This window comes from Skermanella stibiiresistens SB22, assembly GCF_000576635.1.
Lineage (GTDB): Bacteria > Pseudomonadota > Alphaproteobacteria > Azospirillales > Azospirillaceae > Skermanella > Skermanella stibiiresistens.
Map to the genome: position 1 here is coordinate 121403 of NZ_AVFL01000021.1, position 12719 is coordinate 134121.

The window sequence follows — 12719 nt, forward strand, 5'->3', positions numbered from 1 at the left end:
TATGCCCATCGCCCGAACCGCTGGCAATCGGCAGGCATGAAACACACATCGGGTGACAACAGCGCCGATTGTGCTATCACACGCCACAAGTCGCCCAGTTCTGGAGAATCCGTTGCCAATCCCGTCAATACCGGCGAACGAGCCGCTGGTCCTGGCCTTGCCGAAAGGGCGCATCCTGCTGGAGGTCCGGCCCCTGCTGGACCGTGTCGGGATCGTGCCGGAACCGGCCTTCGACGACGAGAACAGCCGCCAGCTTCGGTTCGCCACCAACCATCCCCATATCAGCATCATCCGCGTCCGCTCGTTCGACGTGGCGACCTTCGTCGCCTTCGGCGCCGCCCATTTGGGCGTGGCCGGCAACGATGTGCTAATGGAGTTCGATTATCCCGAGATCTACGCCCCGCTCGATCTCGGGATCGGCGCGTGCCGCCTCAGCGTCGCGGAGCCGAAGGAGATGGTGGAGGGCGACGATCCGGCGCGCTGGAGCCACATCCGCGTGGCGACCAAATACCCCGAGATCACCCGGCGGCATTTCGCCGCGCGTGGCGTCCAGGCCGAGTGCATCAAGCTCAATGGCGCCATGGAACTGGCCCCGACGCTGGGCTTGTGCCGCCGGATCGTCGATCTGGTCTCCAGCGGCTCGACCCTGCGGGCGAATGGGTTGGTGGAGATCGAGCGGATCGCCGATATAACATCGCGACTGGTGGTCAACCGGGCCGCCTACAAGACCCGGCCGGAGGAGATCGGCGGCTGGATCGACCGCTTCAGGGAGGCCGTTGATGCCGCTTGAACTGAACAGCAGCGCCCCCGGCTTCGAGGACGCCTTCAAGGACCTGCTCGCCGCCAAGCGGGAGATCCAGGAGGACGTGCAGAACTCGGTCGCCGCGATCCTGGCCGATGTGCGGGAGCGGGGCGACGCGGCTGTGCTGGAGCACACCGCCCGGTTCGACCGCGTCACCCTTACGGCGGACACGATGCGCGTGACCGCCGCCGAGATCGACGCGGCCTTGGCCTCGATCGACCCCGGCCTGCTCCAGGCGCTGGAACTGGCGGCCGAGCGGATCGAGGATTTCCACCGCCGGCAGAAGCCCGACGCCCTCTCCTATACAGATCACGCCGGGGTGCGGCTTGGCGCGCGCTGGACCTCGATCGGCGCCGTCGGCCTCTACGTGCCGGGCGGAACGGCCGCGTATCCAAGCTCGGTGCTGATGAACGCCCTACCGGCCAAGGTGGCGGGCGTCGAGCGGGTCACCATGGTGGTGCCGACGCCGGACGGCAAGCTGAACCCCCTAGTGTTGGCGGCGGCCAAGCTGGCCGGCGTGACCGAGATTTACCGGATCGGCGGCGCCCAGGCGGTCGGCGCGCTGGCCTACGGGACGGCGACCATCGGCGCCGTCGACAAGATCGTCGGTCCCGGCAACGCCTATGTCGCCGCCGCCAAGCGCCAGGTCTTCGGGACGGTCGGCATCGACATGATCGCCGGCCCGTCGGAGATCCTGGTGGTCGCCGACGCCGCCAACGATCCCGCCTGGATCGCCGCCGACCTGCTGTCGCAGGCGGAGCACGACACCAGCGCCCAGGCCATCCTGATAACCGATGACGGCGCCTTCGCCGAGGCGGTCAAGCGGGCGGTCGATGGGCATCTCAAGACCCTGCCGCGCGCCGCCATCGCCGGCGAGAGCTGGCGCGGACATGGCGCCATCATCGTCGTGTCCAAGCTAGACGACGCGATCCCGCTGGTCGACCGGCTGGCGCCGGAGCATCTGGAACTGGCTGTCGCCGAGCCCGACGCGCTGGCGGCCCGCATCCGCAACGCCGGCGCCATCTTCCTCGGCCGCCACACGCCGGAAGCCATCGGCGACTATGTGGCGGGACCAAACCACGTGCTGCCGACGGCCCGCAGCGCCCGGTTCTCGTCCGGTCTCAACCTGCTGGATTTCATGAAGCGAACGACCTTGGTCGGTTGCGATCCCGGTGCCCTCGCCGCGATCGGGCCGGCCGCCGTGGCCCTGGCCAACGCCGAGGGCCTTGGCGCGCACGCGCTGTCCGTGTCGATCCGCCTGAATGGAGCACCCCAGTGACGGAGTCCAGCCACCGCATCGTCCATGTCACCCTCGACGAGCGCAGCGTCGTGCGGCGCAGCGCCGAGGTCGAGCATGAGCGCGCGGTGGCGATCTTCGACCTGATGGAGGACAACCTCTTCCGGCCGGTCGAGTGTCCGGACAAGGGACCGTTCCATCTCCACCTCAGCGTCGAGGACAACCGGATGCTGTTCGACATCCGGAACACCGCTAACCAGGATCTGACCAAGATCCTGCTGCCGCTGACGCCGTTCCGCACGATCGTGAGGGACTACTTCATGATCTGCGACAGCTATTTCAAAGCGATCAAGAAAGCGACGCCCTCCCAGATCGAAGCGATCGACATGGGACGGCGCGGTCTGCACAACGAGGGATCGGAAGTGCTGCGCGAGCGGCTGGCCGGGAAGGTGGAAGTGGACCACAACACCGCGCGCCGGCTGTTCACCTTGATCTGCGTCCTGCATATCCGCGGGTGATGGGCGGGCAGGGGCGGGGCTGACGGACATGCAAGACCCGAACAGCGTGCTCGACGCCGCCCACGTCACCAGCGTGCTGTTCGCCTGCACCTATAACTCGATCCGCTCGCCCATGGCGGAAGCCCTGATGAAGCGCTTCCACGGCCACCGCATCTTCGTTGACTCGGTCGGCGTCCGCGAGGGCGAGCCCGATCCCTTCGTGGTGACGGTGATGGACGAGATCGGCATCGACCTGTCGCGGCACCGCTGCAAGACCTTCGACTTCCTGGAGGACACGTCGTTCGACCTGGTGATTTCCCTGTCGCCTGAAGCCCAGCACCGGGCCGTCGAGATGACCCGAACAACGGCTTGCGATGTCGAATTCTGGAACACCCTCGATCCATCGATGATCGACGGCAGCCGCGAGACCCGGCTGGCGATCTACCGCCAAGTCCGCGACATCCTCAGCGCCCAGATCAAGAAACGCTTCCCGATCATCGGCGGCCCGACGGTTTGAGGCCGCCCACCAACTCCGTTTCCCTACACTCGAAAAGGCATCCCGCATGATATTCGCATTGCCGTTGCACGGCATCGCGGCCGCTATCTGGGTCGGCGGCATGTTCTTCGCCTACATGGCCCTGCGTCCCGCCGCCGGGGCGCTCGAACCACCGCAACGCCTGAAGCTCTGGCGCGGCACCTTCGACAAGTTCTTTCCGTGGGTCTGGGCCGCCGTGGCGAGCTTGCTGATCACTGGCTACGCCATGATCTTCCTGCATTTCGGCGGCTTCGCCGGAGCGGGACTCCATGTCCACATCATGCACGGCATCGGCCTGATCATGATGGCCCTGTTCGCCCATCTGTTCTTCGCTCCCTGGAAGCGCCTGAAGCTAGCGGTGGACACCGGCGACTGGGTGGCAGGCGGGCGCAACCTCGGCCAGATCCGCAAGATCGTCGGGATCAACCTGATCCTGGGCCTGATCACCGTGGCGGTCGGCTCCGGCGGCCGCTACTGGCCTTGATGGGGACCACGTCGCCGTTCACCCCAGCAGGCTGGTCATCAGCGACCGGAGATGCGCCGGTTTGACCGGTTTGTTGAGGAGGTGGAAGCCACTGGCGTTGACCTCCTCCTGGACTTCCGGCAGGCGGTTGGCGGTGATGATCAGGCTTGGGATGGCGTGGCCGCAGTGCCCCGCGACGCGCCGAAGCTCGGCGACACCGATGGCGCCGTCCTCCAGATGATAGTCGGCGATGGCGAGATCGGGCGCCCGTTCCATCCGCTCCAGGATGTCGATCGCCTCCTGGCCCGTGGTCGCGGTCACCACCGTGCAGCGCCAGCCTTCCAGCAATGCCGTCATGCCGGACAGGATGCTGCGCTCGTTGTCGATCACCAGCACTAGGGACCCCGCCAGACGGTTCGTGATGGCGACCGGTGCCGGCTGGGGCGGGCGGACGAGGCGGCCGCGCTCGCCCATCGGCACCGTGACCGAGAATACCGAACCCTTGCCGGGAATCGAGCGGACCCCGATGCGGTGATCGAGCATGCGCGCCACCCGCTCGACGATGGCTAGTCCCAGGCCCATGCCGCGGTCGCGCCCGCTCTGGTCGTTGCCGAGGCGCCGGAATTCCTCGAAGATCTCCGCCAGCTTGTCCTCGGGAATGCCGGGGCCGGTGTCCCAGACCTCTATCCGCAATCCTCCCTCGGCCAGCCGGCATCCCAGCAGCACGCGGCCGGTGCGGGTATAGCGCGTGGCGTTGCTCAGGAAGTTCTGCAGGATTCGGCGGAGCAGGCGGATATCGCTGTGGACCACGGCGCTGCTGGAGACCACCCGGAATTCAAGGCCGCGCTCCTTGGCTTGCGCCGCGTATTCGGTCGACATGGCGCCCAGCAGCGATTCGATCGGGTAGTCGGCGGGTTCCGCCTGGACGACGCCGGCGTCCAGCTTGCTGATGTCCAGCAAGGCTCCCAGCAGATCCTCGACCGCCGCCAGTGCCACATCGGTGTTGGCGATCAGCGATCCATTCTGGGGCGTCTGCTCCAGGTCGCTCAGCGCCGAGATGAACAGCCGCGCGGCGTTGAGCGGCTGGAGAAGGTCGTGGCTGGCCGCCGCAAGGAACTTGGTCTTCGACAGGTTGGCCTGTTCGGCCTCGGCCGTGGCGACTCGCAGCGCCTCCTCGATCTGCTTGCGCTCGGCGATCTCCTGGTGGAGCTTGCCGTTGAGCGACATCAGGGCGGCGGTGCGCTCGTCCACCCTGCGCTCCAGGCTCTCCTTCGACTCCTTCAGCGCCTCGGCGACCATGCGGCGCTCGGTGATGTCCTGGATCAGCGCGAAGTAACCCAGGACCACGCCGTTCTCGTCGAAATGCGGGATATAGGTCGCCAGGGCGTAGCGCACGGCGCCGTTCTCGCCTGGCAACTCCATCTCGAAGGTGACTTCCTCCCCGGCCAAGGCCGCCAGCACGTTGGGACGGCGCTGCTCGTAATGATCGCGGCCCAGGGCGTCCCACATGGGCTGGCCGTCGATCTCCTCGCGCGGGCGGTTGAACCAGTCCTCATAGGGCTTGTTGACGAAGCGGAAGCGCTGCTCGGCGTCGACATAGGCGATCAGGGCCGGCATCGCGTCCGTGATGGTGCGGATGCGGCGCTCGCTGTCGCGGAGTGCCTCCTCGTTGCGCTTCCGCTCCGTGATGTCGGTATAGGTGTTGACGAAGCCGCCGCCCGGCATGACGGTGCGCCGGATATCCAGCACGCGGCCCTGCCATTCCTCCTCCAGCGCCAGTGGTCTCTCCGCCAGATCCTCGCGCGACATCGCCATGACGCTCAGCCCGGCGGCACCCAACCCGGCATTGTGGCGGACGAAGTCGTCATAGGTGGCGCCGTGCCGGACCACGTCGCCCGGCAGGTCGAGCAGATGGGCGAAGTTGTCGTTCCAGGCGACGAGGTTGAGATCGCGGTCGTAGACGGCGACACCTTGCGCGATGTTGTCCAGGGTGGCCTGGAGCAGGACCGATTTCTCCGCCAACTCCTGTTCACGGCGGCGGGTCTCGTCACGCTTCAGGTCGGTGATGTCGGTGTAGACCCCGACCACGCCGCCGTCGCGGGTGCGCCGCTCGTTGACCTGCATCCAGCGACCGTCCGCCAGCGCCAGCACATAGGGCCCCTGCGGATTGCGGTGCTGCGACATGCGCTCGGCCAGCCAGCCGCGGCCACCATCCCGGTCGCTTTCCTGGGACAGGCCGTCCTGGAGCGACCTGGTGTCCAGCGCCAGTTCGGCGATCTCGGCGAAGCTGATGCCGGGCCGGATCCTGTCATCGAAACTTGGCCAGACAGCCAGGTACTTGCTGTTGCACATGACAAGGCGGTCGTCGCCGTCGAACAGCGCGAAACCCTCGTTGACCGACTCGATCGCCTCGGCCAAGCGGGCCTGCACCGTCTCCGCCATCTCCTTGGCGCGGGCGAGATCGCGGTTCGACCGCTCCAACTCGTGCAGGGTGCGTTCCAGTTCGAGCGTGCGCTCGCGGACCTTGGTTTCCAGCACGATGGCGGTCTGGAACAGCGAGAAGGCGCTGCCCTGGAAATCCATGCTGCGCTCGACCCGGTCCATCAGGACCTTGTTGATGCGGCTGAGCTTCCGGTTCTCGCGTTCCAATTCGGCCAAGCGCTGCTGTTCCGGCGTCTGGCCCGGCTGGGGTGCCGGGGCCGCCAGTATCAGGGTTCGCATCGCGCACCTATGGCGACGCCGGTGAAGGTCTGGTTGACGTGCATCGCGTTGAACTGTTCTCCGTAGGTGCAGAACCCAATCACGTTGTTGCGGGCCAGCACCTGTGAAACCACGTGCTTGATCTGCTTCTGCTCCATCTCCAGGCTGCGCAGGATGCAGTCGCAGCCAAGGATCAGTTCCGGCTGTCCGATCTCGCCGCGCAGCCGGGTGAACAGGCTTTCGAGGTTCTGGACCAGATCGACTCCCTCGGCGACCGTCAGCACGATGCCCTCGTCGATGGCGCAGAAGAAGGTCAGGCTCTCGTCGTCGTTGACCTTCTGGATCGAGCGGACATGGTACTCGCCACCGACCCGCACGACCACGGGATGCGCCGCGAAGATCATGGAGGTCAGCGGCTCGCCTTCCAGCCCGACCATTCGGGCATATTCCTGACCGGCCGGTTCGGCGTTGATCTCGGTCACGATGCGGCGGGCGGGATCGGCCTCAGTCACCACCATCTTGCGGTCGGAACTGACGAAGTGCTCGGTGCGGAAGACGGTGAAACGGCGGACGGTGTCGACCAGGACCAAGACGGCGGCGTTGCTGCGGAACTCGCCGTCATGGAGGATCCAGGTCTGCTCGAACTTCAGGTCGTCACCGGCGGAGCCGCCGAACAGCGGGATGTCGCCCAGCGCCGAATAGAGCGAGCTGACGACCAGTTCCTCGCGGACGGACAGCCCGTCGATCAGTAGCAGGGCGAAGCTCTTGCCGCTGACATCCTCGTCATCCCCCAGCGCCTCATCGCGCCGGGCGGCGAGGTTGCGGACCAGCGCGTGGGCATCGGCGATCTCGAAGCCTTCCAGGTCGTCGATCCGCTCCGCCACGGCGGAGAAGTCGCTGCGCGGGAAGCTGACGCCGGTGATCGAGCCGGTCATGTAGCCGACCGGCGTGATCTCGCCCGCCGTGGTGCAACCCAGCGTCAGCGTGTCGCCGAACAGGTCGGCCAGGGCTCGGCCAAGGGCGGGCAGATCGTATTGCGGCGAGCAGAAGACGAGGATGAACGCGGTGTCGGGCTGGGCGATGGCGTCGTACAGCTCGGCAGCCGCTTGGCGCGGGTCGAGCGCGTGGCTCATGCCGCGGCGGAGGCGGGACTGGCGCTGGTCGATGACGGCGCGGGCCGTCACTTCGGCTGTCGTGACTGCGGGCGGCTCGGAAGGTCGCGACTCGGTCACCAGCCTGTCCCGCACCAGAACATCCAGCCGCTTCTTGACCGGCACGCGCGAGGTCCGACCGCCGGCGACGCCGGTGCGAGTCCCCTTCGCCATCTAGATTTCTCCGCCTTTTCCCCTGGTGGTGGGCGCATGGTTCGGCGGATCTTCCGATCTCCCCACCTCCGACGCCCCTCCGAACACAAAATTACCTCCCCGGCGACGCCTCTGCCAAGCGCGCTGGCCCAGGTGCGACGTTAGACCAAAGTCTAACTGAGGTGGACGGTGCGAAATCGATCTGTTCAATGGGCCGGGTCGTTGATGACGGCTTCCGGCGAGGAGGCCTCGAGGATGCGCCCGATCCAGCGGTCGATGTCCGCGATCGTCGCTGTCCGCACCTTGAGGTCGACCGCGTCTGGAACCTCGCCGAACCGCTGTTCGAGGATCCGGATGAACAAGGCCGCGCGGCCCTTCAACTCACCCTCGGCCAGTCCCTCGGCCAGCCCCTCCGCCATGCCCTTGGCGTGACCCTTGACCTCTCCCTCGGCGATGTAAGACTCGGCGATCGTCGGCATGATGTCGTCCTCTTGCCCTGGTAGTATCCGTCCCAGCACGCTCCGCAGGCGATTCCGATGTCCGGCATCGCCCGATCCGAAAAGATATCTGACGACGATCCGGACGATCGACAAGTCGATCGTCGCCGCCGCGCCCAGCAAGCATTCCAGCGTGACTTCCGGGTCGTCGTCGCGGGTCGCGTATTTCAGCATCAGCAGGCCGGCCTGAAGCTCCGCGTGCCCCGACAACCCAGCGTCCGGAAGGTTCGCCAGATCGACCAGAGTATACCCGAAATCAAGAGGCCCGGCGCGGAGCATTTCCTCCGGAAGGCCATAGGCCGCTCCCAAGGTGGGTGGAAGTGTCCAGCGATCGACGCCATGATAGAGGACGATGGCGAACACGGGCGCCGGGACGATCCAGACGGTGCCATCGGCGTTCACCCGCCGCTGGGCGCCACCCGCCGCCAAGCCGTGCAGATATCCCATGGTCTGTAGCAGGAAGTCGGTCGTGGGGGAGCTCTTGTGCTCGACCATGGCCCATACCAAGACCGGAAAGCCGTCCTTGGTCGCCAAGCTGTAAACCCTGTCGCCCCGCAGTTCGGCTAGAATCGGATCGATCAGGCTCTCGGACCGGTCCATGGCGGGGTCAGCCGAGAGCCGGGCCACGAGCGACGGCGGCAAACGCTCCCGAAGGAAAGCGTCGGCGTTGCCGGCGTGGTCCAGGAGACGCTTGGCGAATTGGTCATGTCTTCTGATCAGGCGGCGGTCGCCGTCACCGCCGTCAACTGGCTCCGCCATCGCAGTCGCGTCTCAAGTTGTTTCCAGGGTCGCCTTATATCAGCGGCGACCTTTCGTGCAATGGCATGTCGCGCGAAACGGGAAAGTCGGATCGGAAATGCGAACCACGCGAAATCGCGTCCAACCATGGGATTGACCCGCTTCTTGTTCGAAAGTCTAATGCCCGGCGAGGCCCTGCGACAATTAGTCTGTATCCTAGAAAAATTACGACCGGGAGGGACAACTCCATGGACATGTCCGGCAGCTATCGGATCACGGCCCCACGCGAGGACGTTTGGGCCGCCTTGAATGATCCGGAGATCCTCAAGCGGTGCATACCGGGATGCGAGGAGATCGAGAAGCAGTCCGACACCGAGATGACCGCGAAGGTCACCGCCAAGGTCGGACCGGTCAAGGCGAAGTTCGCCGGCAAGGTCACGCTCAGCGATATCGATCCGCCCAATGGCTACACCATCACCGGCGAGGGAACCGGCGGCGCCGCCGGCTTCGGCAAGGGGGGCGCCGCCGTCAAGCTGATGCCGGACGGCGCCGACGCCACCGTGCTGGAATACACGGCGCACGCCCAGGTCGGCGGCAAGCTGGCGCAGATCGGCTCGCGGCTGATCGACGGGACCGCGCGGAAGATGGCCGACGACTTCTTCGCCAAATTCAGCGAGGTCGTCGGGTCTCCCGCCGACGAAGTCGTCGGCGCTCCGATCGAGGAGGTGGCGGTGGAACCGGACGACGCGCCGGTCGCGGTCCCTTCGGGCCAGTTCGCCGCCCAGCCGATGTCGGTGGCCGCCTTCGCGGCGCCCGACCACGCCATCAACCATACCGTCAGGGAGGCTCCTGTCGATCTCCGGCTCGTCGGTGGAGTGGGACTTGCCGTCGTCGCCTTCGTCGTCATCCTCTATGCGATAGCCGGTTCCTGATCAGCCTCTGGTCACCCAATCAAGAAGAATTCAACGCGAGGAAAGGCTCAAGAGACATGCCCAACAAGATCACGTTGAGCGTCAACGGCAAGTCCGTGACGCGGGAGGTCGAGGGGCGCACGCTGCTGGTGCAGTTGCTGCGCGACCATCTCGGCCTGACGGGAACCCATGTCGGCTGCGACACCAGCCAATGCGGTGCCTGCGTCGTCCACATCGACGGCCACTCGGTCAAGAGCTGCACCATGCTGGCGGTCCAGGCCGCCGGCACGGAGGTCACCACGATCGAGGGCTTGGCGGCGGCCGACGGCACGCTCCACCCGATGCAGGCCGCGTTCCGCGAGCATCACGGTCTCCAGTGCGGCTACTGCACGCCCGGCATGGTGATGGCCGCCGTCGATCTGGCGCAAACCCACGACCAACTGGACGAACAGACCGTCCGCGAGGGGCTGGAGGGCAACATCTGCCGCTGCACCGGCTATCACAACATCGTCAAGGCCGTGCTGGCCGGGGCGAAATCGATGCGCGCCGGCCTGTCCCAGGCGGCGGATTGAGGAAGGGCCAAGATCATGTCCAACTCACCAGCCAATACGAACGTCTCCGGCATCGGCGCCTCGGTCAAGCGGCGTGAGGACTTCCGCTTCCTGACCGGGCAGGGCAACTACACCGACGACATCAACCGGCACAACCAGACCCACGCCTACATCCTGCGCTCGCCTTACGCCCACGCCCGGATCAACGGCATCGACACCTCGGCGGCACTGGCGGCGCCCGGCGTGGTGGCGATCTTCACCGGCCAGGACATCGCGGCCGACAAGGTCAACGGTTTGCCCTGCGGCTGGCTGATCCATTCCAAGGACGGCAGCCCGATGGTCGAGCCGCCGCATCCGCCGCTGGTGCTCGACAGGGTCGTCCATGTCGGCGACCAGGTCGCCGTCATCATCGCCGAGAGTCGCGACGAGGCCAAGGACGCCACCGAACTGATCGTGGTCGATTACGACGAGCTTCCCGCCGTCACCACCTCGCCCGCCGCCCTCAAGGAAGGGGCGCCGCTGGTCCACGAGCAGGCCGCCGGCAACCTCTGCTACGACTGGCACCTGGGCGACAAGGCCGCGACCGACGCCGCCTTCGCCAAGGCGGCCCACGTCACCAAGCTGGACCTGATCAACAACCGGCTGGTGCCCAACGCGATGGAGCCACGGGCCGCGATCGGCGAGTACGACCGCGCCACCGGCGAGTACACGCTGTGGACCACCAGCCAGAACCCCCACGTGATCCGGCTGCTGATGGGCGCCTTCGTGCTGGGCATCCCCGAGCACAAGCTGCGCGTCATCGCTCCGGATGTCGGCGGCGGCTTCGGGTCGAAGATCTACCACTACGCCGAGGAGGCCATCGTCACGTGGGCGTCGAGGAAGATCGGAAGGCCGATCAAGTGGGTGGCCGAGCGGTCGGAGAGCTTCGTGTCCGACGCCCATGGCCGCGACCACGTCACCCACGCGGAACTGGCGCTGGACGCCGACGGCAAGTTCCTAGGGCTGCGGGTCCAGACGCTGGCGAACATGGGCGCCTACCTGTCCACCTTCGCGCCCTCGATCCCGACCTACCTCTACGCCACCCTGCTGGCCGGGCAGTACACGACGCCCGCGATCTACGCCGAGGTCAAGGCGGTCTTCACCCACACCGTGCCGGTCGACGCCTATCGCGGCGCCGGGCGGCCGGAGGCCTGCTACCTGATCGAGCGCATCGTCGAGAACGCGGCGCGAGAGATGGGCATCGACAAGACCGAACTGCGCCGCCGCAACTTCATCCCGCCATCGGCCATGCCGTATGACACGCCGGTGGCGCTGCAATACGACTGCGGCTTGTTCGAGAAGTGCCTGGACCAGGCGCTCGACCTGATCGACTACAAGGGCTTCCCGGCGCGGAAGGCGGAGTCGAAGGCGCGCGGCAAGCTGCGCGGCATCGGACTCGCCAGCTACATCGAGGCTTGCGGCATCGCGCCCAGCAACGTCGCCGGAGCCTTGGGCGCGCGGGCCGGGCTCTACGAGTCGGGCGAGGTCCGCTTCCACCCGACCGGTTCGGTGACGGTGTTCACCGGCTCCCACAGCCATGGCCAAAGCCATGAGACGACCTTCGCCCAGTTGGTCTCCGACCGGTTCGGCATTCCGATCGAGAACGTCGAGATCGTCCATGGCGACACCTCCAAGGTGCCGTTCGGCATGGGCACCTATGGCTCGCGCTCGCTGGCGGTGGGCGGCTCGGCCATCGCCAAGGCGATGGACAAGGTCGTCAACAAGGCCAAGAAGATCGCGGCCCACATGCTGGAGGCGGCGGAAACCGACATCGTGTTCGACCAGGGGCGCTTCACGGTGGCGGGCACCGACAGGAGCCTCGGGATCGGCGACGTGGCGCTGTCGGCCTATGTGCCGCACAACTTCCCGCTGGACGAGTTGGAGCCGGGTCTGGACGAGCAGGCCTTCTACGACCCCAAGAACTTCACCTATCCCAACGGCACGCAGATCGCCGAGGTCGAGATCGACCCCGAGACCGGCGTGGTCAGGATCGAGAAGTTCGTGGCGGTCGACGACTTCGGCCGGGTGATCAACCCGATGGTGGTCGAGGGTCAGGTCCATGGCGGCATCGTCCAGGGAATCGGGCAGGCGCTGATGGAAAATTGCGTCTACGACCCCGACACTGGTCAATTGCTGACCGGGTCCTACATGGATTATTGCATGCCTCGCGCGGACGATGTCCCGAGCTTCACCGTCCAGTACCACGAGGAGGCCCCCTGCACCCACAACCCGCTGGGCGTCAAGGGCTGCGGCGAGGCGGGAGCGATCGGCGGCAGCGCCACCATCATGAACGCCGTCGTCGACGCGCTGGCCGATCTCGGCATCGCCCATATCGACATGCCGGCGACGCCGGAGCGGGTCTGGCGCGCGGTCCAAGCCGCGTCCGTACCGCTGGCGGCCGAATAAACGGGACAGGGGAGGAAAACAACGATGTACGCCTTCGAA

11 protein-coding genes are annotated in these 12719 nt (G+C 66.4%); 8 read left to right on the forward strand and 3 right to left on the reverse strand.

Going from position 1 to position 12719, the window contains the following annotated elements; translation table 11 throughout:
- Nucleotides 1–112: 112 nt before the first annotated feature.
- Genes hisG through N825_RS24420 form a run of 5 tightly spaced genes read left to right on the forward strand, consistent with a single transcriptional unit; the run spans nucleotide 113 to nucleotide 3555 of the window.
- Nucleotides 113–790: an ATP phosphoribosyltransferase gene (gene hisG, locus N825_RS24400; RefSeq protein ID WP_245613218.1), complete on the forward strand. Its 678-nt coding sequence runs from the start codon at nucleotides 113–115 to the stop codon at nucleotides 788–790.
- Nucleotides 780–2081 carry a histidinol dehydrogenase gene (gene hisD / locus N825_RS24405; RefSeq protein WP_037457851.1) on the forward strand — a complete coding sequence of 434 codons (1302 nt, stop codon included), beginning with the start codon at nucleotides 780–782 and terminating at the stop codon, nucleotides 2079–2081. The genes hisG and hisD overlap by 11 nt, the downstream gene beginning before the upstream one ends.
- Nucleotides 2078–2557, forward strand: a complete 480-nt coding sequence (locus N825_RS24410; protein WP_037457853.1) for a UPF0262 family protein — start codon at nucleotides 2078–2080, stop codon at nucleotides 2555–2557. Before hisD ends, N825_RS24410 begins: the two co-directional genes overlap by 4 nt.
- 28 nt (nucleotides 2558–2585) lie before the next feature.
- The gene (locus tag N825_RS24415; protein WP_051512919.1) at nucleotides 2586–3053 is read left to right on the forward strand and encodes an arsenate-mycothiol transferase ArsC; all 468 of its coding nucleotides are present in this window, start codon (nucleotides 2586–2588) and stop codon (nucleotides 3051–3053) included.
- A 46-nt stretch (nucleotides 3054–3099) separates the two neighbouring features.
- Entirely contained in the window at nucleotides 3100–3555 is a 456-nt protein-coding gene (locus N825_RS24420; RefSeq protein ID WP_037457854.1) for a CopD family protein, read from the forward strand.
- 18 nt (nucleotides 3556–3573) lie between these two features.
- Here the strand turns inward: N825_RS24420 and N825_RS40425 are convergent, their stop codons facing one another.
- The 3 genes from N825_RS40425 to N825_RS24435 all read right to left on the reverse strand — a co-directional run bounded on the left by N825_RS40425 (nucleotide 3574) and on the right by N825_RS24435 (nucleotide 8794).
- Nucleotides 3574–6255, reverse strand: a complete 2682-nt coding sequence (locus N825_RS40425) for a NahK/ErcS family hybrid sensor histidine kinase/response regulator (RefSeq protein ID WP_037457856.1) — start codon at nucleotides 6253–6255, stop codon at nucleotides 3574–3576.
- Complete coding sequence (nosP, locus tag N825_RS24430) at nucleotides 6243–7559, reverse strand: nitric oxide-sensing protein NosP (RefSeq protein ID WP_245613219.1); 1317 nt, start codon at nucleotides 7557–7559, stop codon at nucleotides 6243–6245. The genes N825_RS40425 and nosP overlap by 13 nt, the downstream gene beginning before the upstream one ends.
- Before the next feature lie 185 nt (nucleotides 7560–7744).
- Nucleotides 7745–8794 (reverse strand): Rpn family recombination-promoting nuclease/putative transposase, encoded by a 1050-nt coding sequence (locus N825_RS24435; protein ID WP_037457859.1) that lies wholly within the window; start codon nucleotides 8792–8794, stop codon nucleotides 7745–7747.
- A gap of 227 nt (nucleotides 8795–9021) precedes the next feature.
- Between N825_RS24435 and N825_RS24440 the strand changes: the two genes are divergently transcribed.
- The 3 genes from N825_RS24440 to N825_RS24450 are packed head-to-tail and all read left to right on the forward strand — an operon-like array spanning nucleotide 9022 to nucleotide 12680.
- Nucleotides 9022–9705 (forward strand): SRPBCC family protein, encoded by a 684-nt coding sequence (locus N825_RS24440; protein ID WP_037457861.1) that lies wholly within the window; start codon nucleotides 9022–9024, stop codon nucleotides 9703–9705.
- Between the two features lie 56 nt (nucleotides 9706–9761).
- Complete coding sequence (locus tag N825_RS24445) at nucleotides 9762–10256, forward strand: (2Fe-2S)-binding protein (RefSeq protein ID WP_037457864.1); 495 nt, start codon at nucleotides 9762–9764, stop codon at nucleotides 10254–10256.
- A 15-nt stretch (nucleotides 10257–10271) separates the two neighbouring features.
- Nucleotides 10272–12680 carry a xanthine dehydrogenase family protein molybdopterin-binding subunit gene (locus tag N825_RS24450; RefSeq protein WP_037457867.1) on the forward strand — a complete coding sequence of 803 codons (2409 nt, stop codon included), beginning with the start codon at nucleotides 10272–10274 and terminating at the stop codon, nucleotides 12678–12680.
- Nucleotides 12681–12719 lie beyond the last annotated feature (39 nt).